This window comes from Nocardia brasiliensis IFM 10847, from assembly GCF_000710915.1.
Classification (GTDB): domain Bacteria; phylum Actinomycetota; class Actinomycetes; order Mycobacteriales; family Mycobacteriaceae; genus Nocardia; species Nocardia brasiliensis_A.
Genome location: NZ_BAUA01000153.1, coordinates 62,985 through 88,841, shown reverse-complemented (window position 1 = coordinate 88,841; position 25,857 = coordinate 62,985). Strand labels below are relative to the sequence as shown.

General features: G+C 70.3%; 17 protein-coding genes. 9 read left to right on the top strand and 8 right to left on the bottom strand.

Translation table 11 applies throughout. The annotated features are described in order from the left end of the window. From NBRGI_RS30045 to NBRGI_RS30020, 5 genes are all read right to left on the bottom strand, one after another. On the bottom strand, window positions 1-532 hold a 532-nt coding region (locus NBRGI_RS30045), incomplete at its 3' end, for a copper chaperone PCu(A)C (RefSeq protein ID WP_051728140.1). A gap of 1,487 nt (window positions 533-2,019) precedes the next feature. Further along, the gene (locus tag NBRGI_RS30035) at window positions 2,020-2,547 is read right to left on the bottom strand and encodes a hypothetical protein (RefSeq protein ID WP_029900563.1); all 528 of its coding nucleotides are present in this window, start codon (window positions 2,545-2,547) and stop codon (window positions 2,020-2,022) included. Window positions 2,548-3,084: 537 nt separating this feature from the next. Continuing rightward, window positions 3,085-3,795, bottom strand: coding sequence for a S1 family peptidase (locus tag NBRGI_RS30030; protein WP_029900562.1), 711 nt, complete (start codon window positions 3,793-3,795; stop codon window positions 3,085-3,087). Window positions 3,796-3,908: 113 nt separating this feature from the next. Continuing rightward, window positions 3,909-4,757 carry an alpha/beta fold hydrolase gene (locus NBRGI_RS30025; protein WP_029900561.1) on the bottom strand — a complete coding sequence of 283 codons (849 nt, stop codon included), beginning with the start codon at window positions 4,755-4,757 and terminating at the stop codon, window positions 3,909-3,911. Window positions 4,758-4,834: 77 nt separating this feature from the next. Beyond that, complete coding sequence (locus NBRGI_RS30020) at window positions 4,835-5,548, bottom strand: endonuclease/exonuclease/phosphatase family protein (protein WP_029900560.1); 714 nt, start codon at window positions 5,546-5,548, stop codon at window positions 4,835-4,837. Between the two features lie 362 nt (window positions 5,549-5,910). Here NBRGI_RS30020 and NBRGI_RS30015 point away from each other — a divergent pair, with 362 nt between their 5' ends. Further along, complete coding sequence (locus NBRGI_RS30015; RefSeq protein WP_029900559.1) at window positions 5,911-7,890, top strand: heavy metal translocating P-type ATPase; 1,980 nt, start codon at window positions 5,911-5,913, stop codon at window positions 7,888-7,890. A gap of 7 nt (window positions 7,891-7,897) precedes the next feature. Here NBRGI_RS30015 and NBRGI_RS30010 read toward each other — a convergent pair whose 3' ends face one another. Next, window positions 7,898-8,332, bottom strand: coding sequence for a hypothetical protein (locus NBRGI_RS30010; protein WP_029900558.1), 435 nt, complete (start codon window positions 8,330-8,332; stop codon window positions 7,898-7,900). Window positions 8,333-8,468: 136 nt separating this feature from the next. Between NBRGI_RS30010 and NBRGI_RS30005 the strand changes: the two genes are divergently transcribed. From NBRGI_RS30005 to NBRGI_RS49325, 3 genes are all read left to right on the top strand, one after another. Further along, window positions 8,469-9,170, top strand: a complete 702-nt coding sequence (locus tag NBRGI_RS30005) for a response regulator transcription factor (protein WP_148310993.1) — start codon at window positions 8,469-8,471, stop codon at window positions 9,168-9,170. A gap of 125 nt (window positions 9,171-9,295) precedes the next feature. Further along, window positions 9,296-10,225, top strand: coding sequence for a HAMP domain-containing sensor histidine kinase (locus NBRGI_RS30000; RefSeq protein ID WP_370466255.1), 930 nt, complete (start codon window positions 9,296-9,298; stop codon window positions 10,223-10,225). Between the two features lie 70 nt (window positions 10,226-10,295). Further along, window positions 10,296-12,833, top strand: coding sequence for a DUF4153 domain-containing protein (locus tag NBRGI_RS49325; RefSeq protein ID WP_235211146.1), 2,538 nt, complete (start codon window positions 10,296-10,298; stop codon window positions 12,831-12,833). A gap of 1 nt (window position 12,834) precedes the next feature. Here the strand turns inward: NBRGI_RS49325 and NBRGI_RS29990 are convergent, their stop codons facing one another. Continuing rightward, a complete protein-coding gene (locus tag NBRGI_RS29990; RefSeq protein ID WP_029900554.1) occupies window positions 12,835-13,467 on the bottom strand; it encodes a MerR family transcriptional regulator in 633 nt (210 codons plus the stop codon). Between the two features lie 129 nt (window positions 13,468-13,596). Between NBRGI_RS29990 and NBRGI_RS29985 the strand changes: the two genes are divergently transcribed. Continuing rightward, on the top strand, window positions 13,597-14,583 hold the full coding sequence (locus NBRGI_RS29985; protein WP_029900553.1) for a hypothetical protein: 987 nt from the start codon (window positions 13,597-13,599) through the stop codon (window positions 14,581-14,583). After that, on the top strand, window positions 14,580-15,020 hold the full coding sequence (locus NBRGI_RS29980) for an ABA4-like family protein (RefSeq protein ID WP_029900552.1): 441 nt from the start codon (window positions 14,580-14,582) through the stop codon (window positions 15,018-15,020). The genes NBRGI_RS29985 and NBRGI_RS29980 overlap by 4 nt, the downstream gene beginning before the upstream one ends. Window positions 15,021-15,038: 18 nt before the next feature. Here NBRGI_RS29980 and NBRGI_RS29975 read toward each other — a convergent pair whose 3' ends face one another. Continuing rightward, window positions 15,039-15,872, bottom strand: a complete 834-nt coding sequence (locus NBRGI_RS29975; protein WP_148310992.1) for an SGNH/GDSL hydrolase family protein — start codon at window positions 15,870-15,872, stop codon at window positions 15,039-15,041. A 380-nt stretch (window positions 15,873-16,252) separates the two neighbouring features. On the opposite strand from NBRGI_RS29975, the gene NBRGI_RS29970 reads away from it, so the two are divergent. The 3 genes from NBRGI_RS29970 to NBRGI_RS29960 all read left to right on the top strand — a co-directional run bounded on the left by NBRGI_RS29970 (window position 16,253) and on the right by NBRGI_RS29960 (window position 25,663). Continuing rightward, the gene (locus NBRGI_RS29970; protein ID WP_029900550.1) at window positions 16,253-19,135 is read left to right on the top strand and encodes an ATP-binding protein; all 2,883 of its coding nucleotides are present in this window, start codon (window positions 16,253-16,255) and stop codon (window positions 19,133-19,135) included. 255 nt (window positions 19,136-19,390) lie between these two features. Next, window positions 19,391-19,939 (top strand): hypothetical protein, encoded by a 549-nt coding sequence (locus tag NBRGI_RS29965; RefSeq protein WP_228832201.1) that lies wholly within the window; start codon window positions 19,391-19,393, stop codon window positions 19,937-19,939. A gap of 240 nt (window positions 19,940-20,179) precedes the next feature. Continuing rightward, on the top strand, window positions 20,180-25,663 hold the full coding sequence (locus NBRGI_RS29960; RefSeq protein ID WP_029900549.1) for an ATP-binding protein: 5,484 nt from the start codon (window positions 20,180-20,182) through the stop codon (window positions 25,661-25,663). Window positions 25,664-25,857: the final 194 nt, after the last annotated feature.

Genomic DNA, 25,857 nt, shown 5'->3' with positions numbered 1-25,857 from the left:
CCTGCGCGCCGTCCGCGTGATCAGGTGCGTAGTTCTCCTGGTTGCCGGAGAAATCGCGCACCTGCGCGGTGAACGTAGTACTCGATCCGTCCTCGAAGGTGAGGGTGACCGGGGTTTCGGCACCGGTGCGCAGCGGGCCGGTGAGCCCCATGAACATGATGTGGTCACCGCCCGGCCGCAGCTCGGTCTTCCCGTGCGCCGGAATCACGAAACCGCCCTGCTTCGGCCGCATCGTCTTGGTTCCGCTCGCGTCCGCCACCACCTCGTGCAGTTCGACCCGGCTCGACGCCGGACTCGACGCCGACACCACCGTGCGCGGCTGGTCGCTCCCGTTGCTGAGCTGTCCGAACGCCGCCGACATCCCACCGTCCGCGGCCTTCACCCACTGATCTGTGATCGTCACCGCCTCCGCCGCCTTCGCCTCGGCCTTGTCGTTCGACGAACAGGCGACGAGCAGCAGGGGAACGGCAGCAGCCGCTGCTGCACCGCGCAGCAGGACAGTGGTACGGGAAACCGTTGTGGGGGTACGCATATGGAACTCCGATCGAAGAAAGGAATATGAATCAGCCGATGTCGCCCGAAGGCAGCCCAATGAACCGCGGTTTCAGCCGCGAAATCGGTTGCGCCGCTGAGCGAGAACCTTGTGCTGGCCAACGCCGACCGAGCCACGGGCACCGGACGGTCAGGGCGAGACACCCGTCGGACCGCAGCAGTCTCACCAGCCGGCAGCACCACCGAGCCGACAGCCTCGAGCTGGCCGTGGCGCCGGGTCCGCCGGTTCACCGAGCCCGACGTCGGCCGTTCCTCGCCGAGCCGGTGATCCCGCCGAGCCGGGTGGCGTCGGCGGAGCCGGTGACCCTGCTGAGCCGGTGGTCCTGCCGAGCCGGGTGGCGTCGGCCGAGCCGACGGTCCTGCTGAGCCGGTGACCCTCCTGGTGACCCTGCCGAGCCGGTGGTGCTGCCGAGCCGGGTGGCGTCGGCGGCGCCGGTGACCCTGCTGGGCCGGCGGTGCTGCCGAGCCGGGTTGCGTCGGCCGAGCCGGTGGCCCTGCTGAGCCGGTGGTCGTGCCGAGCCGGTGACCGTGCCGAGCCGGTGGTCCTGCCGAGCCTGGTGGCGTCGGCAGAGTCGATGACCTTGCTGAGCCGGTGACCCTGCAGGGCGTTGGCGTCGGCCGCCCGCTGGTGTCGGGGGCTCGTCGAGCCGGTCACAGACCGTGCCGGTGGCGTTGGCTGCGCAAGCGCATCGGCCTGTGCTGATGGTCGGTGAGCTGGCGGCATTGGCAGTGTCGGCGGTGTCAACCGGGGTGGCGGTTGCCGCGCAGACGGCATCACCGGGCCGGCGGTGTCGCCGGGCTCAGTAGTACGCGGGGTTCCGGTGTGTGCCGTAGCTCGCCGAGCCGGTGACGAGGCCGAGCGCTCCTGCCGCCGAGCCGGTGCGTCGCCCGACTGTCGGCGTCGGCTGCGCCGATAGCTCGCTCAGCCAGTGACGCTGCTTCACCTTTGCCGTGCCCGTGACCTTTCCGAGCCAGCCGGTTCCCGAGTCTGCGGCATTACCGTGCGGTCCGCATTACCGTGCTGGCCGAGTTGCCGTGTCCGGTGGCACTGGCGGCGTCGCGGCGTAGACCAACGCCGATGACTCGGTGAGTCGTCGGCGTGGCTGTGCCGCTGTGTCGACATGACGTCGCCTGGCGGGTCACGTTGCCGAGCTGGCAGCGTTGCCGGGGCGTTGCCGTTGCCGGGGCGTTGCCGTTGCCGAGTCGACAACCTAGTCGAGCCGGTTACCTCGCCGACCTGACGGCGTTGCCGGGGCGTTGCCGTTGCCGAGCTGACAACCTAGTCGAGCCGGTCCCGTTGCCGAGCTGGCAGCGTTGCCGAGCCGGTCCCGTTGCCGCAGTGGCAGCGTTGCCGGAGTGGCTGTTGGTCCCGGTGACACGGGGGCAGTTGGCGTCGCTTGCCGTATAGCGAATCCTGTTGTTCGGCAACGGGGCTCGGGTGATACGGCGGCTGCTGGTCTGCTGCGGTCAGAGGGTGTGCGGTGGTCCGCGGCGACCGAAGCCGGAGCTGCGGAGTAGGCGGCGGGGTGTCGTGAGCGATCCGAGGGGGATCGCGTAGGCCAGTTCGAATGGGGGAGCCGGAGCGGCGTCGAGCACCCGGACCGCTCGGTGTGCGGCGGAAACGGCTCGGACGACGGCGAGTTCGGCGCCGCGGATGAGTGCGGCACCGAGGGGGATGGCGGCGAGGTGTGCGCCGAGCATCACCGCGGACATGCCAGCGCTGTGCTGATGCCCGGGTGCGACGGTCAACGCGAGGTGGCCCACCGCCTGTCCGATTGCCAGCAGCACCATGATCTCGGCGACGCCGTAGCGGTTCCGTCGCACACCGACCAGCACACCGACCCCGGTGCACGCGGCGATCAGCAAGACGATGGGGGACTGCGTGGACGACACGGTGCCACCACCGACCGCATGGGCCGCGATGCTCACTGCCCCTGACGCGGAGCCGACGAACGCACCGCGCACCCGCGCCATGCTCGCCACCGGATTCCGCACCGACCCATCGTACGGCCCACCCGCGCCCCCTCCTGCCCCCGTCCCGACCAACACGCCCCGGACGCCCGACGGTCCGCAGCCGACGCTCGCATCGGAAGATCGAACGAACTGGTCAACTGATCAGGGGGAAATGGTGGCGGCATCGCCCGAGAGCTCGCCGCCACCATTTCCTCCTGATCGAGTGTCCAGCCCATCGACGGCGTGTCGGCGCTCGATCGCCAGTCCTCGTGAGGTTGGCAGGGTGCGTGGGAGGTCATCGCCAGTGTGCGCGGTGCGTTTGTTGGCAACGCGTCCCACTGGAGCCTGCGGGGGAACAGTTGCGGGCGTAACCAAGGAGGGGAGCGCCTGTGATCTGCCTCGGGTAAGCCCTCGTGCGAAGATGGCGCAGTCCACGGCCGCACGAGTTCTTCCGCACCGCTTGCGGATCGGCGTCCGGTGAGAGTTCCAGCGCTCGGCGGCCTGCCGCGTGTGCCTCGGGCAAATCTACGTTCGGCCCGCGCTGTGGTTCTCGCCGGATGCGGAGCGAGGTGCTTGGGCTCAGAGGGGGTGGAATCCGGAACCGATGCCGCCTGTGCGATCTATGTCGGCGAGCACCATGCCGATCTGGGTGGCGACGGCGACGTCGTGCAGCGGCCCTGCGGCGGATCTGCACATCAGGTCGACGGCGGGCAGGGCGGTGGCGGGGATGCCGATGTGTCCGACGTTCATACCGATGAGGCGGTCGCCGAGGGTGACCGGTCCGCCGGAGTCGCCGGGCTGCGAGCAGGACTGGTTCTGGAACCACCACCGGTGCGTATCCCAGACGACACCGCAGTTGTATCCGGTGGTCCGTCCGTGTTTGCACACCACGTCCCCGGGGCGTGGCGGTGCGCCGACGCCACCGATCACGGTCGCGGCGACCTGTCTGCTCGGCCGCACCTTGGCGTGGTCGAATTCGACTACCGCATAGTCGTTCTGGTGGTCGACGGCGGCGACCGTGCCGAGCACGCCCGCGTCCGGGGTCTGCTCGGCCCGTACGGACATGCCGAGTTCCGCGCAGTGGCCCGCGGTGAGCCCGACCAGTCGGCCGGCGCGGTCGTAGCCGATGGTGGTCAGCGTGCACGCGCCGCGCCCGAGCAGGATCCCCGAGCCGCCGCCGAGGCTGGTGCTCGGCTCGACCGCCGTCGCGACACCGTGCGCACCGGCGGCGCAGATCAGGGTGAGCGCGCCGACCGCGAGCCGTCTGCCGAACCGTCCCAGCGCAACCATGTCGCACCTTTCGTTCGCGGACACGCGTCAGGGCCACCCGGAATTCTCCCAGACCAGCCGGTCTGCGGCGTGGTCGATGACCGTTCCGTGACCAGATCTCGGTGCAAGCGCAATCAGGCGGCGAGGAATTCGGTCAGGTGTGCGAGCAGGGCTTGCGGCCGTTCTTCGGCGAGAAAATGGCCGCATTCGGGAATGGCTGCGCCGGTGACATTTTCGGCATACTCACGCCAGATCTCCAGGGCCGGTATCTCTTCGAGGAAACTGGCGGCGCCCCACAGCGCGAGCACCGGCATGCGCAGGCGGTGCCCCGCGTCGGCATTGTCGTGCTCGGTGTCCAGTTCGGCCGCGCGGTAGTCGTCGAAACCCGCGCGCAGCGCGCCGGGAGTGCTGAAGGCGCGAATGTATTCGTCGATGGCCTCGCCGGGCAGACCGTGCCGATTGACTGTCCAGGTTTCGAAGAAGTACCGCAGATACCCGGAAATATCGTGCCCGACAAGACGTTCCGGCAGATCGGGTTGCAGATGGAAGAACCAGTGGAAGAAGCGCCGCCCCAGCGCGGCATCCATCCGCCGCCAGGTCTCCCTGGTCGGAATGATGTCGAGCACAGCGAGTTTCGTGACCTGATCGGGCCGGTCCAGGGCCCAGCGGTGGGCTACCCGCGCGCCACGATCATGGCCGACCACGGCGGCGGTGTCGAAGCCGAGGGATTCGAGCAGTGCCGCGACGTCGGCGGCCATCGTCCGTTTGTCGTAGCCGGTCGTCGGTTTGTCGGTGTGCCCGTAACCCCTCAGGTCCGGGGCGATTACGGTGTGCCGCTCCGCCAGGGCGGGTAGTACGCGCCGCCAGCAGTAGCCGGTTTGCGGCCAGCCGTGCAACAGCACCAGCGCCGAACCCGATCCCGCGCGCCGGTAGTGCATGTGGATGCCGTTCACGGTGGCGACCCCGCGGCTGATCTCGACCATAGGAGCATTCTCGGCCGGGTCGGGCAGGGCCGCCGGGGAATCGGATCATCTGCCCGGCGGGGCAGTTGGGCCCCGGCTCACAGCGTGATGGCCGCGCGCACGAGGTTGTGATCGGACAGTCCGTCGACGTCCTCGACCGCCACCTCGTGCACCGTCGCGTCGCGCACCACCACGTGATCGATGTACTGCGATTTCGCGCCCGAGGAGCGGGGACGGGTCGGCAGGGCGTCGGGGGAGAGGTCGGCGACGGTGAAGCCCGCGCCGAACTGCTCGGCGACGGTCGCGCGGTCGATGTTGTAGTCGCCGAGCAGCACCGCCGGGTATTCCGGTGTGCTGGAGGCCAATTCGGCCAAGCGGCGGAACTGGCCCGCGCGCCGCCGATCGCCGGTCACGTGCGTCGCGATGACGAGCACGCCCGCGGCGGTGATCACCAGCGCGCCCTTGCCCGGGTCGTCGGCGAAGGATTCGGCCGCGATGTCCCGGCTGGGCCCGGCGACGATCAGCACCAGGTGTTCGCTCGGATCGCGCAGCCGGCTGGCGTGTCTGCGCGCCGTGGGCAGCCGTTGATACTGCATGGAATGCACTGTGCGGTCGGGCAATCCGGCCCGCAGGCTGATCAACTGGTCACCGCTGACCTCCTGCAGCGCGATCAGCTGTTCGGTGCGGGCCGCGATGCGCGCGGTGACCGCGTCGATGCGCGCCGCCTCGTCCGGCCATCTGCTGGAGACATCCTCGTACCAGTTCTCGGCATGAATGCGATGCAGGACATTCCAGGTGGCAACGGTGATCACATGTCGCGATGCTAGGCGACGCGCGCCCACCCCCGCCCGGCGGAGCGGCGTCTCGCGTCGCCGGACGGGTCGGGCGGCGGGGCGGCGGCGATCTTCGTGACGCGACAGCAACCCGCTGATGCACTGGTGAGCGGTGCCGTGCCGGTATAGAGGTGCCTGAACGACGGCGGCCGCTGGGAAGTGACGGTCCTCGGCTGACCAAGGGATCGGCGCGACTCGTCAGGCGCACAGCGACGAGCCGCGGTCCGCCTGCGCCGACCGCATCAGGGAAATAAAGCTATGCAGATATAGCGATCTATGCATATGATGTGGTTATGAGCAGCGACGGACGAGCAGCCGGGCATGACCACAAAAACGCATGGATGGGGGAGCGATCGGAGCTGATCTTCGCCATCGCCTCCGGTATCGCCTACGCCACGGGCATGACCGCGAAGTACCTGGTATCCGCACCCGAGTGGGTGGCGATCGTGCTGTTCGCCGCCACCTATTTCTTCGGCGGCTTCTTCACGATCCGCACCGCGATCGCGACGGTGCGGCGCGGCCGGTTCGAGGTCGATTTCCTGATGTTGGTCGCGGCGGTGGGCGCGGCCATGGTCGGCAAGTGGGCCGAGGGTTCGGTGCTGTTGTTCCTGTTCAGCCTCGGGCACGCGCTCGAGGAGTACGCGATGGGCCGGGCGCAGCGGTCGATCGAGGCGCTGGCCGAACTCGCGCCGGGCACCGCGCTGGTCCGCGGTCCGGACGGCGCGGTGCGTGCGGTGCCCGTCGACGAGCTGGCCATCGGCGACGTGGTTGTGGTGCTGCCGAATTCGCGGCTCGCCGCGGACGGTGTCGTGGTCGCGGGCGTGAGCAGTGTCGATGAATCCTCGGTCACCGGCGAGAGCATTCCGGTGGAGAAGGCGCCGGTCGCCGATGCGCAGGCCGCGTTGTCGAGTAGTACTGCCGTACCGGAAACGCATCGGGTGTTCGCGGGCACCATGAACGGCGCCGGCGCGATGGACGTGCTGGTGACCAGCCGGGCCGCCGACAGCATGCTGGCCCGGGTCATCACCATGGTGCGCGAGGCCGATACGCAGAAATCGCCGACCCAGCGGTTCATCGACCGGTTCCAGAAGTTCTATGTGCCCGTAGTGCTGGCCGGTGTGCTCGGCGTCCTGGCGTTCGGTGTGTTCGTCAATGCGGAACCTTTCGCGGACAGCTTCTACCGGGCCATGGTGGTGCTGGTCGCGGCGAGCCCGTGCGCGCTGGCGATCGCGACTCCGAGCGCGGTGCTGGCCGGGATCGCGCGGGCTGCGCACGCGGGTGTGCTGGCCAAGGGCGGCGGCCCACTCGAGACGCTGGGCCGCGTGCGCTCGATGGCGTTCGACAAGACCGGCACGCTCACCTGGGGCCAACCCCGGGTCACCGAAATCGTCCCGGTGCGCCCCGAGTTACGTGACGAGCTGATCACCACGCTGTTCGCCGTGGAGTCCTACAGCGATCATCCGCTGGCGGGCGCGATCACCCGCGACCTCGCGCTGCTCGTGCCCGCCGATGCGGAACGCACAGCGTCGGAAGTGAATTCGGTGACCGGCCGGGGTGTGACCGCGCTGGTGGACGGCCGGGCCACCGAAGTCGGCAACCGCACCATGTTCACCGAACTCGATCCCGAGGGTCTGCCCGCGGCGCTCGTCGAGATCGTGGACGACCTGCACGATCAGGGCCGCACCACCATGATCGTCCGGCACGCGGGCGCCTACCTGGGTGTGGTCGGGGTGATGGACAGCCCGCGCGCGGAGGCGGCGCCCGTGGTGGCCCGGCTGCGTGAGCTCGGGATCGACAACATCGTCTTGATCTCCGGAGACAACCAGCGCGTCGCCGACGCGGTCGCCGCGGACATGGGTCTGGACGCCGCGCACGGCGGGCTGCTGCCCGAGGACAAGGTCACCATGGTCAAGCGGCTGGGCGGCCGCAACGGCACGGCGATGGTCGGCGACGGCGTCAACGACGCGCCCGCGATGGTGAACTCCTCGGTCGGCATCGCGATGGGGGCGAGCGGCTCGGCGGTCGCGCTGGAAACCGCCGATGTGGCACTGATGGTCGACGATATCGGCAGGCTGCCGTTCGCGGTGGCGCTGAGCCGGCGGACGGCCGGGATCATCCGGCAGAACCTGGCCTTCTCGTTGCTGATCGTCGCCGCGCTGGTGCCCGCGACGCTCATCGGGTTGCCCATCGGCCCCGCGGTCTTCATCCATGAAGGCTCGACCCTGTTGGTCGTCGCGAACGCGCTGCGTCTACTGCGCTTCCGCCGCGGTGCCGAGCACGCGGGCATCGAGCACGAGCCGCGGCCGGCCGCACAGCGGTAACTCGGATTCAGTGCGGATCAGTGGCCTGTTCGACGGGATCCCACCGGCGCAGGAACGCGGTGAACGCGGTGCCGGTGCGGTCCCGTACGGCCGCGGCGATGATGTCCCACGGCGAGACGACCTCGAAGTCGAAATCCGCGGTGAGCATGAGCGTCGGCGGGTCCCCGGCGGCCGGTTGCACCGGCCAGCTCCAGCGCGCGCCGGTGCGCCGGATGAGCAGTTCGCCCAGGTAGGTGGCTACACCGGCGACGAACGGCCCGACCTCCGGCGCGTCGAGCGCGGCCACCTCGTCGAACCGGCGCAGCAGCTCCGCCTCCAATTCGTGCAACGTGGTCCCGTCGCGGAAGTCCAGCTGGATATCGTCGGAAAGGTCGGCCCGCAACCACTCCAGCCGCCCCTCGGCCTCACCAGGCCAATCCCTGTATTGCAGGCGAGGATTCATGTCCGCAGCCTAAAACACCGCCCGGTTTCGCGCGTCGTGCCGAATCCGGCCCGGCCGTGTCACGCGGCCGCCCGCACACGGAATCTCCACATTTGGTGCGGCGGCTCTCCACAGGTGGTGGCTAGGGTTTGCGAGCATGGAGCAGAACGGAGCGGGTGGGGGACGGGCGCTGCGGCGGATCCTGGTGGTCGACGACGAGGTGACCATCGCGGAGTCCGTGGCGGCCCGGTTGCGCGCCGAGGGATTCACCGTGGACCTGGCGCACGACGGGCCGGGCGCGGTGGCCGCGGCCGCCGCGCTGACGCCGGACCTCGTCGTGCTGGACGTGATGCTGCCCGGGTTCGACGGGCTCGAGGTGTGCCGCCGGATCCAGGCGGAGCGGCCGGTGCCGGTGCTGATGTTGACCGCGCGGACCGACGAGACCGACCAGTTGATCGGGCTCGGCGTCGGCGCCGACGACTATCTGACCAAACCGTTCTCGCTGCGGGTGCTCACCGCCCGGGTGCACGCACTGCTGCGCCGGATGGATCGGGCCGCCGATCGCGACGGCACGGTGATCGCCGTCGGTGATCTCCGCATCGATATCGACCAGCGCCGGGTCTGGCGCGCCGAGGTCGAAGCCCAGCTCACGCCGCTCGAGTTCGATCTGCTGGCCCGGCTGGCGCGCCGCCCGCGCGTGGTGCTGGCCCGCGAACGGCTGCTCGAGGAGGTGTGGGACTGGGCCGACGCGGCGGGCACTCGCGCGGTGGACAGTCATATCAAGGCGTTGCGGCGCAAGCTCGGCGCCGACCTCATCCGGACCGTGCACGGCGTCGGTTACGCCCTGGAGGCGCGATGAGCACGGACCCCGCCGAGGGGGGTGCACTCGCGCGGCGACTGCGGCTCACCTCGGACTGGGTGGCGGACGTGTTACCGCGCCCGTTGGATCCGGTGCGTTCGATCAAGTTGAAGCTGGCCATCCTCATGCTGTGCGCCGGCGGCATCGCGTTCGGGTTCTTCCGGTTCAAGATCGGTTGGTTGCCGCCGAGGACGACGGTCGCCGCGATGGTGATCGCGCTGGCCACCTCTCAGTTCCTCGCGCACGGCATCACCAGGCCGCTGCGGGAGATGACCGCGGCGGCCAAGCGGATGGCGCAGGGCGACTACACCCGCCGGGTGCGGGCGAGTTCGCGTGACGAGGTCGGACAGCTGGCCGAGGCGTTCAATCAGATGGCCGCCGATCTCGCGGCCGCCGACCAGCAGCGCCGCGATCTCATCGCGAACGTCTCGCACGAGTTGCGCACGCCGATCACCGCGTTGAGCGCGGTGCTGGAAAACCTCGTCGACGGTGTCTCCGAACCGGATCCGAAGACGCTGCGCACCGCACTCGCCCAGACCGAGCGGCTGAGTCGGCTGGTGTCCGAACTGCTCGACCTGTCCAGCATCGAGGCGGGCGCTTTTCCGCTGGACCGTGAGAAGCTCGATGTGGCACCGCTGTTCGCCGAGGTGGTGGCCGAGGCCGAGGTCGCGGCGGCCGCGCTGGGGCGCGGGGTGTACTTCACCAGTCATGTGCAGCCCAGTGCCGCAACGGTGTTCGCGGACCGCGCCCGGCTGCACCAGGTGTTGCTCAATCTGCTCGACAACGCCGCCCGGCACGGTCCGGCCGGCGGTGAAGTGCGCGTCACCGCGCGCCGACTGCCCGGGGAACTCGTGATCGAGGTCGCCGACGACGGGCCGGGGATACCGCGCGCCGACCGTGCGCGAGTCTTCGATCGGTTCACCCGCGGCGGTCGCTCCGACGGCGGCGGCACCGGTCTCGGCCTGGCCATCTCCCGCTGGGTCGTGGACCTGCACGGCGGCACCATCGCCGTCACCGATCCCGGATCCCGGATCCGCGTGGTCCTGCCCGACTGATTCCTACTCCACGCACCCTGGGCCGCCATCAGGTCCCGGGGCGATCCCGCACACCCTCAGGAGGGTAGTCATGCCCGAAAATGCCAGTGGATCAACGTCTTCGGTGCTTTCCGGTACGCCGCAAGTCCACGACGAAGTGCAGCGCTCTGCGGCGTCGCAGCCGATGCGCGTCCCACCGAAAATCCCGCGCTGGAAACGGGTTACCCACCCACCCGGCGCGTTGACCGCCACACTGCTGATCGGCCTCGCCGGAGCCGTCCTGATCCCGCTGGACCGCCCCGGCATCGGCTGGTTCCTGGCCGCAGCCATCGCGGTCGGTGCGATCTGCGCCGTCGACCGCAAAGCCCGCAAAGCCCTTACCCGATCTCCCGAACTGCCTGCCGCAGAGCAGATCCCGGGCCCGACCGCAGCGGAGGTGACATCGAACCGCGGCGGGGACGGCTCGACGTCGGTGCCGCAGCCCGCTACAGCGTCAACGGATGGCAACGAGGCGTCGATCTGGGGCAACCCCGCCACCCGAGATACTCCTGCACCCACCGATAAGCCCGCCTCCAGTGCTGCCTTCGCGTCCGGTGATGTGCCCGCGCCACATAACGTGCCTGCCTCCGGGGATGGGCCTGCGTCGGGGGATGCCACCGCGGCTCGCGATGTGCCCGCGCGCCGCGATGTGCCCGCGCGCCGCGATGTGCCCGCGCCTGGTGGGCATCCCGCGACCGGTGAGCCGCGGGAGATTCGTGGCGACACGGCGTCCGGCAATGGCCCCGCGCCTGCTAGTGCCCTCGCGTCCGGCGACGACTCCGCGTCCCGCGATATGCCTGCGCCGGGCGGCCCCCTCACGTCCGGCGGTCATGCCGTAACCGGCAAGAACGCCGCGGTCGGCGACGATCCTGCGACGCGCGATGCGCCCGCGCTCGAGGATCACCCTGCGAACGGTGGCGATGCCGAGATCCGTGGCACCACTGCGTCCGGTGATCACGCCGCGGCAGCCAAAGACTCCGCGTCCACCGATGGTCTCAGGTCTGGCTATGACCGCGCGTCCGGTGATGTGCCCGCGGTTGCTGATCGTCCCGCTGCCGGTGAGGCTGCGGAGATTCGTGGCAACACTGTGACCGGCAGCGATCGTGCGCCCGGCGACGTCCCCGCGACCTGCGGTGACCAGGCGAGTCGCGGTGACGAGGCGATCGGCGGTGACCAGGCGACCCGCGGTGACCAGGCGATCGGCGATGACGAGGCGATCGGCGGTGACCGGGCGGCCGGTGATGGGTCGGTGTCTGGGGACGTTTCGGTGTCCGGGGTCAGCGCTGGGGTCGGCGGTCGGGCAACGGACGACGGCTTGGTGACCAGGGCCGAGCCGGCTGACTCAGCCCGTGGCACGGGGTCCGGGCTCGGTGACAAGGCGGCACGGATCTATTGGGTGGCAATGGTTTTGGTGCTACCTGGAGTGGGTATATTCCGGGCTGCCGGGTGGTTGTTCGTGTGCTGTCTGGTGGGGGCGGGGGTGGCGGCGTCGCTGGCTGTGGTCGGGCGGCGCTCGGCGAACGGGGCTTGGTTCGATGTGTTCGCGGTGCCGCTGTCGGCGTTGCCAGGGGTGCAGTGGCTTTATGCCGGGGTGGGGCGGGTGCGGTCGGGGGCGGCACGGCGGGAGTGGGGGCTCGCGCTGTCGGCGGTGGTCACGCTCGGGTTGCTGGCGGTGTTCGTGCCGCTGCTCGGTGGGGCCGACGCGACGTTCGCGGCCCTGTTCGACGCGGTGACGCCGCGGGTCGACGGCGGCCTCGCGTTCCAGTGGATCTTCCTGTTCACCGTGCTGGGGCTCGCCGCCGCCGGCGCTTTGTATCTGCTGGCCGCGCCCATGCTCGCTGCCTCGGAAAGCGATGGGGGACTGCGGGTTCGGCAGCTGCGCCGGATCGAGTGGGTGTTGCCGGTGGGTGCGTTGACGGCGTTGTTCACGGTGTTCGTCATCGCGCAGTTCGTGGCGCTGTTCGGCGGCGACGATTATGTCCAGCGCACCGCCGGGCTGACCTACGCGGAGTACGCGCGGACCGGATTCTGGCAGCTGTCGGTGGTGAGCATCCTGACCTTGGCCGTGCTCCTGGTGGTGCTGCGGTGGGCCGATCAGGCGACGGCGGGCGACCGGATGTGGTTGCGGGCCTTGCTCAGTGCGGTGGCTGTGCTCTCGTTGATCATCGTCGCGTCGGCACTCGGCCGGATGTGGACCTATCAGCAGGCCTACGGGTTCACCGTGCTCCGGCTGCTGGTGGAGGTCTGCGAGCTGTGGCTGGGTCTGGTCTATCTGCTGGTGCTCGCGGCCGTGCTCAGCCTGCGCCGAATGTGGTTGGTGCGCACCGTACTCGGTACCGCGATGGCAACTCTGCTGGCGCTGGCCGTGGTGAATCCGGAACGATTGATCGCCGATCAGAACATCGATCGCTGGCAGCGGGGTAAGCCGTTCGACATCGGCTACTTGACCGTGCTGTCGCCGGACAGCTTGCCCGCCGTCGATCGCCTGCCGGAGCCGATGCGCACCCAGGTGCGCGAAAGTATCCATGAGCGAATGGATTCCGACCCGTGGAACGGCTGGAACCGGTCGCGCGCGAACGCCGGACGGTGAGTCAGTCGTCGTCCGGCAGCACCCGGCCGGACACGTGCTCCTGCGCGAGCCTGCGTAACGCGGAGAGCATCGTGTCGCCGAGAATCGTTCCGACGATGGCGGTTTCGGTCATGCGCTCGACCGTCGGCACGCCGCGGACCAGTTCGATGTCGATCGCGGCGACGGCTTCTGCGGCCGCGGCGTAGTCGTCCATCTTGGCGATCACGTCGGCGTGCCCGAGCTGGCGCAGCGCGGCGCACACGTCGGTCAGGGTGTGGCGGGCGGGGTTCTCGTCGTCGACCGACCATTCGCGGCGCGCGAGCAGGTCAGCGACGTCGGCCTCGGCGGTGGCCTGCTGGTCCGCGCCGACCGGGGAGCGCCGGGCGCCCAGCGCGTACATGGCCTCGCCGAGAGCCTGGCGCGCGGTCAGATCGCCGGTGTCGAGGACCGAGATCAGCTCGCCCGCCGCGCTGATCGAGATGCCGCCGATGTCGACGAGCGCGCGTACCAGGCGCAGCCGGTTGACGTGCTGGTCGCCGTACTCCACCTGATTGTGGTGGGTGCGCAGGCCGGGTTGCAGCAGGCCTTCGCGCAGGTAGTACTTGATCGTCGCGGGCGGCACGCCACTCGTGCGACTGAGTTCGGCGATCCGCATGTGCGACTCCTGCTCTCGGGTCGGGCCTATTGACAGTGGGAAGTACAGCTATCCATAATCAGCACCGATAGTACAACTATCGATAGCAGTACTCCGCACTGTCCGCATGGCTCGTCGAAAGCAGAACCCATGACCTCCGCATACCGGCCCGCTGCCGGACGTCTCGTCTTCCTGCACTGGCATCGCCCGCTACTCCTGCTCGCCGCCGCGATGGCGGTCCTGACCGTCTTCGCGATCGGCGGGATGATCGTGGACGACCGCGTGCTCACCGGCCTGCCGATCTGGACCAAGGCGGTGAAATTCGCGCTCTCCACCCTGATCTACGCCGTGACCTGGGCCTGGCTGATCGACCAGCTCACCGCCTGGCGGCGGGCCGCGTGGTGGGCGGGCACCGTCGCCGCGATCGGCCTCGGCGTCGAACTGGTGATCATCGTGATCCAGATCGTCCGGGGCACCACCAGTCACTTCAACTTCACCACCCCGCTCAACGGCGCGCTGTGGTCGGCGATGGGCTCGACCATCATCGTGGTCTGGCTGGCCACCGTGCTGGCCGCCGCAGCGCTGTTCCGCAGCCCCGCGCACGATCGCGCCCGTGACTTCGCGATCCGTTCCGGCGCAGTACTTTCCGTGATCGGCGCGGCCCTCGGCATGCTGATGACCCAGCCGACCCGGGCTCAACTCGACAGCGGCGGCTCGATCCGCGGCGCGCATACCGTCGGCCTCGCCGACGGCGGTCCGGGCCTGCCGATCCTCGGCTGGAGTACCGAGGGCGGCGATCTGCGTATCCCGCATTTCCTGGGCATGCATGCGCTGCAAGTGATTCCGCTGGTGTTGATCGCGGTGGAACTCGCGGCCCGGCGCCTGCCCGCGCTGCGTGCGGTGTCGGCGCGACGCGGCGTCATGGTGGTGGTCGGTGTGGCCTACGCGGCGCTGCTCGCGGTGCTCACCTGGCAGGCCCTGCGCGGCCAGTCGGTGGTGCATCCGGACACGCTGACCCTGCTCGCCTTCGGCGTGATCGCGCTCGCCGTAACAGCTTCGGTCGTGGTGGTGCTGCGCGGTGCGGTACCGCCGAAACCGGCCGCACCGGCCCTGGTCTCGACCGGCGGTGTCCGATGACCAGCTTCCTGTTCGACCTCACGTTCTACACCGCCGCCCCGTTCTGGGCGTTGATGATCCTCGCCCCGTGGTGGCGGCGGACGTCCGCCATCGTCGCCTCCCCGCTGATCTGTGTACCGCCGATGCTGATCTACGCGGTCGTCGTGCTGCCGGACTTCGCGACGGTGTGGTCGGCCGTGTCCGGGGCGGACCTGGCCGGAATGCAGGTCTTGCTCGGGGGCAGTGCCGGCGCGGCGGCCGCCTGGGCGCATTTCATCGCGTTCGACCTGTTCCTGGGGCGCTGGATCTTCCTGGACAGCCGAAAGCGGGATCTGCCCGCGCTGCTGATCAGCCCGCTGCTGGTGTTCACGATCATGCTCGCGCCGCTCGGTGTGCTGCTTTACCTGCTCGTGCGGGCTTTTCGCGCGCCGAGAGCCGAGGTCGGCGCGAGGCCGTGACTGCGGCGAGCCGCGAAATCAGGGACGCGAGCGATCGGCGGGGGACAGCGCCGCGAGCCGTTCGACGACGAGGTCGGCGACCGCGGCCATCCCCGCCGCCGTCGGATGGCACGGTGCACCGTCGTAAGTCTTTCCCGGCCAAGGAAAGTAGAAGTCCACGGTCCACGGGTCGGCCGAATCGGCGGCATGGTCCAGACTCGGTGTGCGCACGTCGATCAGTTCGGCGCCGAAGTGCTCGGCGGCCGCGGCGGTATGCGCGGCAAGGGATTCGGCGAACGCGCGATAGTGGCGATCGACCGTCGAATCGGTGGGCGCGCGCCGTCCGAGCACCGAAAGATAATTGACCACCAGAATCGTGGCCTCGGGTACGCGTTCCCGAATCGCGTGCAGCACCGCGGCGATTCGATCCTCGACCGTCGGCAATCGCCGCCGGACGGCGCGCGCGTCGCCCAGGTGGGCCAGCGGCGGGAACAGCAGCAGCGGGCGCGGCAGGCGCCGGGCGATCAGGTACGGCGTCAAACCGATGTCGTTGCCGCCGATCGTGACGGTGACCAGGTCGGTCTCGGACGTGACGGCGGCGAGCTGCGGCGGTTGCCGGAACTGCCGTGCGTGCAGGATGTGCTCGCAGGTCGCTCCGCTGCTGGTGACATCGGTGAGCGACAGCCCGGCGGCGGCGGCCACGAGGTGGGGGTAGTCGCGTTGTGACCGCCCGGCCAGCCGCGGCGTGCCCGGCACCCGCGGCGCGATACCCGGCCCCGAGGCGTATGAACTGCCCAGCGCCACATATCGCTTGCCACGCCAGGCCGCCGTAGCCGCCTGGGGCCCGCCGCTGTTGTCCCGTACCGCGCTCATTTCGCTCCTGCCACCGGCCACAGCCGGGCGCCGCTCCGCGTGTCGTGCCCAACCTTAGGTGGGATCGCCGGCTCACGCGCGCCCGGCCAGAGGAATGCCGTGGTGCGCCCGCGGCGATGAGACGCGGGTGAAACGCCGCGGAAAGGTCGGCCCGGCAACCTGGATCACGCAGGCGGCATCGGCCTGCTTTCGGGGGCGTTCCCGCCGGAGAATGCGGTGGAGGGGATCCGCGGTGCGGCCGCACGAGCACCGCGGGGCGTTCTTCGGCGGGTGCGTCGATCGCGCGTACCATCCCGGGTACCGGCATTTCGCTCGGCGGACGTCGAAAGGGGAAGCGCGGCAACGGTTCCGCTGGGGCCGCGGCCGGCGCGGCGCAGCGTATGGAGATCCTGGTGCTCGGCCCGGTGCTCGTCCGGGACGGCGATCGCGAGATCGTCATCGATCGGCCGCTCGAACGCGCGGCGCTGGTGCGGCTCGCGCTGGGGCGCGGCGCCGTGATCGCCGATGCCACGCTGGTGGCGGATCTGTGGGGCGAGGACGGCGGCGGCCGGCCCGTCGAGCGGCTGTGGTCGTTGATGTCACGGTTGCGCGGCGCCCTGGGTCCGCATGCCGGTCTGCTCGTGCGTTCGGCCACCGGCTACTCCACCACCGCGACCGTCACCGACCTGACCGCGGTGACGGCGGCCGCCGAGCGGATCGCCGTGGCGCAGCGGGCCGGCCGGACCGCGCAGGTGCGCGCGGCGGCCGCCGAGGCGTTGCAGTGGTGGCGCGGCGCGGCCCTGGCCGACCTGCGCGGGGTGCCGTTCGCGGATTTCGAAGCGGACCGGCTGGAGCGGCGGCGGCTCGACCTGGTGATCACGCGGATCGAGGCCGCGCTGGCCGCCGACGGCGCGGCCGAGACCGTGCTCGAGCTGTCCCGGCTGACCGGCGCGCATCCGTTGCACGAGCCGCTGCACCGGCTCGCGGCGCTGGCGCTGTATCGCACCGGCCGCCAGCCGGAGGCGCTGGCGGTGCTGGATCGGCTGCGGGGCGCTCTGGCGGAGGAACTCGGCGTCGAGCCGGAACCGGAGACCATCGAGCTGCGCGATCGAATGCTGCGACACGATCCGGCCCTGCGCTTGCCCACCGCCCAGGAGGCAGACGAAAGGCGCTGGGGCAGCGGCCTTCCCGGTCCGGACACGTCGTTTCTCGGCCGTGCGGACGAGCTGGCCGAGTTGGTCGGCCGGGTGGCGGACGCCGGACTGGTCACGCTGGTCGGAGCGGCGGGCAGCGGCAAGTCCCGGCTCGCGTTGGAGGCCGCTCGTGTGGTGGCCCGTACCGATCGCGCGGTGGTGTTCGTCGAGCTGGCGGCGCTGCCGCAGGGCGCGGGGATCGCGCCCGCCCTCGCCGCGGCGGCGGATATGGACGCGGTGCCGGGTGCCGAACTCGCCGACCTGGCCCCCGGTCTGGCCGACGCGCTGGTGGTCCTAGACAACGCGGAACACTTACTCGCCGAAGTCGTTTCGACCGTCGACGCGTTGCTGGCGCACCGGGTGTCGGTGCTGGTCACCTCGCAGCGCGCGCTCGATCATCCGGACGAGCAGGTCATGCCCGTCGGCGCGCTGGATCGCCGACCGGCGGTGGAGCTGTTCGCCGAACGCGTCGACGGCGCGCTGGCCGAGCCGGACCGCGACGCGATGCTGCGCATCTGCGCGGCCGTCGAATGGCTGCCGCTCGGCATCGAACTCGCCGCCGGTCTCACCAGAACGCTGACCGTCGCGCAACTGTCGGACCGGATCGACGACCGGGTACGCCTGCTCGTCGGCGGCCGCCCCGATGCCGCGGCGGGCCGGCACGCCAGCCTGCGCGCCGCGCTCGATTGGAGCTACGAGCTGCTCGACGCGCCCGCGCGCACGGTGCTGCGCCGCAGCTCGGTCTTCGTCGGCGGATTCGCCCCCGAGGCCATCGAATCCATCGTTCCCGCAGCAGAACTCGGCGGTGCGGCGGTCGCCGACGTGCTCGCGGAACTGGCGCGGCGCAGCCTGCTCACGGTGCTGACCGACGGCGACTACCGCCGCTATGTGCTGCTGGAGACGGTGCGTGACCATGCCGCGCACCGGCTCACCGCCGCGGGTGAAACGGCCGAACTGCACCGCAGGCACGCGATGTGGTGCCTCGATCATGCCTGCGCGGTCGAGAGCCGGGACGGATTCAGCTCCGCCGCCAGCGTCGCCGCGATCTTCGCCGAGTGGCCCAACATCCTCGCCGCCATGACCCGCGCGCCGGGGACCGCGCACGCCGAAACCGGGCTGCGCCTGGCGATCACCATGCATCAGGCGTGGAACGCGCGGGCCTGGTACAGCGAGGCCAACCGGCATTTCGAGGCGTTGATCGACACTGTCGACGCCCGGTCCGAGCATCGGGTGCGGGCGCTGACCTGCTGGTCGTTCCATGCGATCATGCTCGGCAAGCTGGACCGGGCCGCGGAGTTGCTGGCCGAGGCGGCCGAGCTGGTCGATCCCGCGGCACCCAAGCAGGTCTTGCAGATCGACTACAACCGCGGCTGTATCGACGTCGAGCGCGGACGCTATCGCAGCGCGATCGAAGCGTTGCAGGCCGCCGAGGCGCGCGCCGAGGAGATGCACTATGTGCAGGGCGCCTCGGCGAGCGCGGACGCCTGCGGCTCGGCACAGCTGTTCGCCGGGCTAGCCGAGGACGCGCTCGAAAGCTACCGCCGCGCTACCGAATACGATCGGGCGCTCGGCGACGAATTGGGGCTCGCGCGCGGCCTGGCGAACCAGGCGCGGGCGCTGTTCGATCTCGGCCGGTTCGACGAGGCGCTCGAGGTGGCCGCCGAGGCCGACGACTACAGCCGCAGGCTCGACGACCGGCACATGCTGGCTTTCACCGAACAGGTCAGGGGCGGCGTGGAACTCGCCGCGGGCCGCCTGGACAGCGCCGAGTCGCACTGTCGAATGGCGTTGTCGCACATGGGTATCGAGGTCAGTGTCGCCGATATCGATCTGGCCGACGTGCTCATCGCCCAGGGCGCGCTGAGCGAGGCGCGCACGCTGCTCGAACGGGTCTACGGCGAAACCGAGCCGGGCCGCACCAGCTGGTTCGCGGCGCGCGCGATCTCGGCCGCGTTGGCGCTGGCCGAGGGAAACCGGCGCACGGCAAGGGATCTGGTGGAACGGACGCTGGCGGATTACGCGCGCGGTGGTTTCGGTTGGCGCCGTTACGTCGACCGGCTGGGACAGGTGCACGAGCAATTGCTCGGCTAGTGCCGTCCGGCAGGAACGAACCGGTCCGCGACGCCGCTCGTGCGCGGACCGCGCGGTCTCTCTTGGCGATTCGCCGGGCGCGACTCGCACGGGTGTGCAATGTTGTTACTGCGCAACGGCATTGAGGGGTGCCCGGCTGCGCTGAACAGGCACCGGTAAGGGGGTGCGGCGGTCATGTCGTCGTCGAACATGTCCGGGGGGCACATCGCCGCACGTCGCGGCAGAGGTCGCGCTGCCGTGCCGCTGTGGCCGGGGATGATTCCTCCGCCGCGGCCGCAGCGCTGGCACGCCTACCGCACGCGCCGGCCCTGGTTGGTCGGCACCGTCGCGCTGGCCGGATCGATGGCCGCGGTCGCGGTGGTGCTCGTGTACACCGCGGAGGCCGGTGCGCCGCGTCAGTCGGCCACCTACGCCGATCCGGTGCTCGGCGGCGGTCCCGGCTGTCAGCCGACCCGCGGCGACCAACTGGTGCGCGGCAACGGCAGCGGTTCGACCGCGTCGGGACCGGACGTGATCCTCGCGTTCCAGTACGCCTACTACGTGGCCCGGTCCGGGTCCGATGCGCGGGCGGTGACCACGCCCGATGCCGCGGTGCCGCCGGTGTCGGTGATCGACGCGGGCATCCGGTCCGTACCGGCGGGTACGCAGCATTGCGTGATGATCACGCCGATGGCCGACGGCCGCTTCGACGTGGTGATCACCGAGGTCCGTCCCGACGCCGCGGTGCGCACATATCGCCAGTTCGTCACCGTGACCGCCGGGGCGGGCGCGGTCTCGATCGCGAAGATCGCGCCACCCACCTGATGGTGTAACGCGCGCGTACCAGCGGGTAATAAGAATGAAGGGGGGTTTGGTGGTGTCTTCGCATGTTATGGTCCGAAACCTTTGCACCCCTGCGTTTCTTGCATCGACCGATCGCGCATGCGAACACACACGGCGAGCCGTGCGTACGCATCGCAGAATAAGCTGCACAGCACGGGGATCCGAGCCGCGAAGACCGTTGGCCGACCGTGCCGGCGCTACGAAGAGGAAGGGACTTGTCGAGTGTTCAGGCGTATCGCAATCGTCAACCGAGGTGAGGCTGCGATGCGGCTGATCCACGCCGTGCGGGAGCTGGCCGCGGAGACCGCGACAACGATCGAGACCATCGCGCTATACACCGACGTGGATCGCAACGCCACTTTCGTGCGGGAGGCCGACACGGCCTACGATCTCGGCCCCGCGGCCGCGCGGCCGTACCTGGACCTGAAGGTGCTCGAGCGCGCGCTGGTGGCGACCAAGGCCGATGCCGCGTGGGTCGGCTGGGGCTTCGTCGCCGAAGACCCGGCGTTCGCCGAACTGTGCGAGAAGATCGGGGTCACCTTCATCGGCCCGAACGCCGACGCGATGCGCAAGCTCGGCGACAAGATCGGCGCGAAGCTGATCGCCGAGGAGGTCGGCGTGCCGGTCGCGCCGTGGAGCCGCGGCGCGGTCGAGAGCCTGGACGCCGCGCTGGCGGCGGCCACCGAGATCGGCTACCCGCTGATGCTCAAGGCCACCGCGGGCGGCGGCGGTCGCGGTATCCGCATGGTCAGCAGCGCCGACGAGCTCACCGACGCCTACGAGCGCACCAGCCAGGAGGCCGCGCGCTCGTTCGGCAGCGGCATCGTGTTCCTGGAGCGGCTGATCACCGGCGCCCGCCACGTCGAGGTGCAGGTGATCGCGGACGGTCAGGGCACCGCCTGGGCGCTCGGCGTGCGCGACTGCTCGGTGCAGCGCCGCAACCAGAAGGTCATCGAGGAGTCGGCCTCGCCGCTGCTGAACGCCGAGCAGGTCGGCGAGCTGAAGGCCTCGGCCGAGCGGCTGGCCGTCAAGGTCGGTTACCGCGGCGCGGCGACCGTCGAGTTCCTCTACCACGCGGGCGAGCGGATCTTCGCCTTCCTCGAGGTGAACACCCGCCTGCAGGTCGAGCACCCGATCACCGAGTCCACCACCGGTTTCGACCTGGTCAAGGCACAGCTGCACGTGGCGTCCGGCGGCAAGCTCGAGGGGCAGCCCCCGATCGAGCGCGGCCACGCCATCGAAGCCCGGCTCAACGCCGAGGACCCCGACCGCGACTTCGCGCCCTCGCCGGGCCGCATCGCCCGCCTCGACCTGCCCGCGGGTCCGGGCATCCGGGTCGACACCGGCGTCAGCGAGGGCGACACCATCCCGGCCGACTTCGACTCGATGATCGCCAAGATCATCGCCTACGGTCGCGACCGCGACGAGGCGCTCGGCCGGCTGCGCCGCGCGATGGCCGACACCACGGTGATCATCGAGGGCGGCGCGACCAACAAGAGCTTCGTCATCGACCTGCTCGATCAGCCCGAGGTGATCGACGCCAGCGCCGACACCGGCTGGATCGACCGGGTCCGCGCCCAGGGCAGGCTCGTCTCGCACCGCCACTCCGCCGTCGCGCTGGCCGCCGCGGCCATCGGGGCGTACGAGGAGGAAGAACACGCCGAACAGGAACGCCTGCTGTCCACCGCGGCCGGCGGTCGTCCGCAGGTGCAGCACGAGAGCGGCCGCGCGCTGGATCTCGCACTGCGCGGCGTGAGCTACCGCGCCCGCGTCGCGCGGGTCGGCGCGAACCGCTTCCGCGTCGGCGTCGAGGCCGGCGACGATATCCGTACCGCGGACGTCGAGCTGGACCGCTTCGACGAGCACACCGGCCAGATCGTCGTCAACGGCACCCGCTACCGCCTGCTCACCGGCTCGCACGGCACCGTGCACCTGGTCGAGGTGGACGGCGTGACGCACCGGGTCAGCCGTGACGAGGGCGGCGTGGTCCGCTCGCCCGCGCCCGCGCTGGTGGTCGCCCTGCCGCTGGAGATCGGCGCCGAGGTCGAGGCGGGCGCGCCCGTCCTGGTGCTGGAGAGCATGAAGATGGAGACGGTGCTGCGCGCGCCGTTCAACGCGCGGCTCAAGCAGTGCGTGGTCTCGGTCGGCACCCAGGTGGAGACCGGCGCGCCGATGCTGTGGCTGGAGCCGCTCAGCGACGAGGCGGACGCCGAGGACGAGGGCCCCGTGGAGACGGTCGAGCTGGACCTGCCCGCCGCGCCCGCGGCGCTGCCCGCGCGCGAGCGCACCCGCCGCGGCCTCGAGGATCTGCGCAGCCTGCTGCTCGGCTTCGACGTCGACCCGCACGACGAGGGCCGGGTGCTCGACGACTACCTCGCCGCGCGGCGCTCGTCGGTCGAGGACGGCCAGCGTCCGCTCACCGAGGAACTCGACCTCATCGAGGTCTTCGCCGACCTGGCCGAGCTGAGCCGCAACCGGCAGGCCGGTGACGAGATCGGCGGTCACGTGCACAGTGCGCGGGAACGCTTCCACACCTACCTGCAGAGCCTCGACGTCGAGCGGGCCGGACTCCCGGAAGCGTTCCAGGCAAAGCTGTCCCGCGCGCTCGAGCACTACGACGTGACCGAACTGGATCGCACGCCCGAGCTCGAGTCCGCGGTGTTCCGCATCTTCCTCGCCCAGCAGCGCGCGTCGGTCGCGGCCTCGATCGTCACCGCGCTGGTGCGCACCTGGCTCGGCGAGGCCCCGCCGGACGAGGCACAGCACGAGCCCGCGGCCCGCACCCTGGAACGGTTGATCGCCGCGACCCAGGTCCGCTTCCCGGTGGTCGCCGACCTCGCGCGCGGTCTGGTGTTCTCCTGGTTCGGTCAGCCGCTGTTGCGTCGCAACCGGGCGCGGGTCTACGCCGACATCCGCAACCACCTGCGCTATCTGGACACCCACGCGGACGCGCCGGACCGCGCCGAGCGCATCGCCGAAATGGTGCGCAGCACCGAGCCGCTGGTCCGGATCCTCGGTCAGCGGCTCAACCGCGACGATCTCGACAACGCGATCATGCTCGAGGTGCTGACCCGCCGGTACTACGGCAACAAGGAACTGCTCGGGGTCCGCACCACGGTGGCCGCGGGCTGCACCTTCGTGGTCGCCGAGCGGGCGGACTCGTCGGTGGCCTCGGCCGCGGTGAGCTTCGACGCGCTGGGCGACGCGCTGCGCGGGCTCGCCGAGCTGGCCGGCGAGGAAGACGCCGTCGACGCCGACATCTACCTCGCCTGGCCACAGCAGCCGGAGGACTTCGCGGTGATGGCGCAGCTGCTCGACGAGGTGGTCAAGCAGTACCCACTGCCCGCGCAGGTCCGCAGGCTCACCGCCACGGTCGCGGGCAACGGCGCCAACGTCATGCACCACCACTTCACCTTCGAGCCCTCGCCGAGCGGCATGGTCGAGCAGCGGCTGATCCGCGGCCTGCACCCCTACATCGCGCAGCGGATGCAGATGGAACGGCTCAGCAAATTCGACCTGACCCGGCTGCCGTCCTCGGACGAAGAGGTCTACCTGTTCCGCTGTGTGGCGCAGGAGAATCCGTCCGACGACCGCCTCGTCGCGTTCGCCCAGGTGCGCGACCTGACCGAGCTGCGTGAGCACGAGGGCCGGTTGATCGCGCTGCCGACGGCGGAGAACACCATCGCCACCTGCCTGGACTCGATCCGGCGGGCCCAGTCGCGGCGGCCGTCGAAGAACCGCTTCAACACCAACCGGATCGTGATCTACGTGTGGCCGCCGAGCAGCCTCACCCGCACCGAGTTGCTGGTGATCGCGGATCGGGTGCTGCCCACCGCGGCCGGCGCGGGCCTGGAGGAGATGCTGTTCATCGCGCGCCAGCGCGACCCGCAGACCGGTGAGCTCAACAAGACCTCGATGCGGATCTCCTTCGACGCCACCGGCGGGCACGAGCTGATCGTGGAAGAGCCCTCGACCGCCCTGGTCGAACCGCTCGACGACTACCGGCTCAAGGTGCTGCGCGCGAGCAGCCGCAACACCGTCTACCCGTACGAATTGACCGGCCTGCTCGGCACGTTCCGCGAGTACGACCTCGACGACACGCACCGGCTGGTGCCCGTCGACCGGCCGAAGGGGCTCAACTCCGCGGCGATGGTCGCGGGTGTGGTCAGCACGCCGACCACCCGCCACCCCGAAGGCGTCAACCGGGTAATCCTGCTCGGTGACCCGACCAAGTCGCTCGGCGCGCTCTCCGAACCGGAATGCCGGCGGGTGATCGCCGCGCTGGATCTGGCCGAGCAGATGCGGGTGCCGCTGGAGTGGTACGCGCTGTCCTCCGGCGCGCGCATCTCGATGAAGTCCGGCACCGAGAACATGGACTGGGTGGCGGCCGCGCTCAAGCGGATCGTCGAGTTCACCCAGGACGGCGGCGAGATCAACATCGTGGTCTCCGGCATCAACGTCGGCGCCCAGCCGTACTGGAACGCCGAGGCGACGATGCTCATGCACACCAAGGGCATCCTGGTCATGACGCCGGACTCGGCGATGGTGCTCACCGGTAAGCAGGCGCTGGACTTCTCGGGCGGCGTCTCGGCCGAGGACAACTTCGGCATCGGCGGCTACGACCGCGTGATGGGACCGAACGGGCAGGCGCAGTACTGGGCGCCGAACCTGCTCGCGGCCCGCGAGGTGCTGATGTCGCACTACGACCACACCTACATCGCCCCGGGCGAGCTGCACCCGCGGCGCGCGGAGACCACCGACCCGATCGACCGCGACGTCTCGGACTTCCCGCATCTGCTCGCGGGCAGCGACTTCACCACGGTCGGCGAGATCTTCTCGGCCAAGGCGAACCCGGATCGCAAGAAGCCCTTCGATATCCGCACCGTCATGCGCGCCGTCTCCGACCAGGACCACCCGGTGCTGGAACGGTGGGCGGGCATGGCCGACGCGGAGACCGCGGTCGTGCAGGACGCGCACCTCGGCGGTATCCCGGTCTGCCTGCTCGGCATCGAATCGCAGTCGGTGCCGCGCCGCGGCTTCCCGCCCACCGACGGCCCGGACACCTACACCGCGGGCACCCTGTTCCCGCGGTCGTCGAAGAAGGCGGCGCGGGCGATCAACGCGGCCAGCGGTAACCGGCCGCTGGTGGTGCTGGCGAACCTGTCCGGCTTCGACGGCTCCCCGGAATCGATGCGCAAGCTGCAGCTCGAGTACGGCGCCGAAATCGGTCGCGCGATCGTCAATTTCCGTGGGCCGATCGTGTTCTGCGTGATCTCGCGCTACCACGGCGGCGCGTTCGTCGTCTTCTCCAAGACGCTGAACCCGAACATGACCGCGCTCGCCATCGACGGCTCGTTCGCCTCGGTGCTCGGTGGCGCGCCCGCCGCCGCGGTGGTCTTCGCCGGTGACGTGAACGCTCGCACCGCCGCCGACGAGCGGGTCCGCGAGCTGGAAGCGCGGGTCGCGGCCGCCGCGGTCGCCGAGCGCGGCCCGCTCAAGGCCGAACTCGACGAGCTGCGTTCCTCGGTGCGCACCGAGAAGCTCGGCCAGGTCGCCGCGGAGTTCGACCGGGTGCACAACATCCAGCGCGCCGTGGAGGTCGGCTCGGTGGACGCGGTGATCAGCGCGGCGGAACTGCGTCCGCGCATCTTCGAGGCGATCGAGGCGCACCTGAGCGCCAAGGTCGTCGAGGCACAGCCGAGCTGAGCTCGGCGGTAGCGCATAGCCTCGGCGTCCGGCCCGGTGGAGCTCATTCCGCCGGGCCGGACGCGCTTGTCCGGCTACTCCACCGCTCGCCGAAAATTGCCTCCGAACTCGACCCATCCGCCGCTGTCGGCCAGGCGAATTCCGTTCCGTCCACTCCCCAGCACGGCTGCGAGCCGTCTCGACGGAAGCGAAAG

What these genes read in the sequence shown, in the direction of transcription:
- NBRGI_RS30030 (WP_029900562.1), bottom strand. Translation starts at nt 3,795, where the DNA reads ATGGTTGCGCTGGGACGGTTCGGCAGACGGCTCGCGGTCGGCGCGCTC.
- NBRGI_RS30025 (WP_029900561.1), bottom strand. Translation starts at nt 4,757, where the DNA reads ATGGTCGAGATCAGCCGCGGGGTCGCCACCGTGAACGGCATCCACATG.
- NBRGI_RS30015 (WP_029900559.1), top strand. Translation starts at nt 5,911, where the DNA reads ATGGGGGAGCGATCGGAGCTGATCTTCGCCATCGCCTCCGGTATCGCC.
- NBRGI_RS30010 (WP_029900558.1), bottom strand. Translation starts at nt 8,332, where the DNA reads ATGAATCCTCGCCTGCAATACAGGGATTGGCCTGGTGAGGCCGAGGGG.
- NBRGI_RS30005 (WP_148310993.1), top strand. Translation starts at nt 8,469, where the DNA reads ATGGAGCAGAACGGAGCGGGTGGGGGACGGGCGCTGCGGCGGATCCTG.
- NBRGI_RS30000 (WP_370466255.1), top strand. Translation starts at nt 9,296, where the DNA reads ATGCTGTGCGCCGGCGGCATCGCGTTCGGGTTCTTCCGGTTCAAGATC.
- NBRGI_RS49325 (WP_235211146.1), top strand. Translation starts at nt 10,296, where the DNA reads ATGCCCGAAAATGCCAGTGGATCAACGTCTTCGGTGCTTTCCGGTACG.
- NBRGI_RS29990 (WP_029900554.1), bottom strand. Translation starts at nt 13,467, where the DNA reads ATGCGGATCGCCGAACTCAGTCGCACGAGTGGCGTGCCGCCCGCGACG.
- NBRGI_RS29985 (WP_029900553.1), top strand. Translation starts at nt 13,597, where the DNA reads ATGACCTCCGCATACCGGCCCGCTGCCGGACGTCTCGTCTTCCTGCAC.
- NBRGI_RS29980 (WP_029900552.1), top strand. Translation starts at nt 14,580, where the DNA reads ATGACCAGCTTCCTGTTCGACCTCACGTTCTACACCGCCGCCCCGTTC.
- NBRGI_RS29975 (WP_148310992.1), bottom strand. Translation starts at nt 15,872, where the DNA reads ATGAGCGCGGTACGGGACAACAGCGGCGGGCCCCAGGCGGCTACGGCG.
- NBRGI_RS29970 (WP_029900550.1), top strand. Translation starts at nt 16,253, where the DNA reads ATGGAGATCCTGGTGCTCGGCCCGGTGCTCGTCCGGGACGGCGATCGC.
- NBRGI_RS29965 (WP_228832201.1), top strand. Translation starts at nt 19,391, where the DNA reads ATGATTCCTCCGCCGCGGCCGCAGCGCTGGCACGCCTACCGCACGCGC.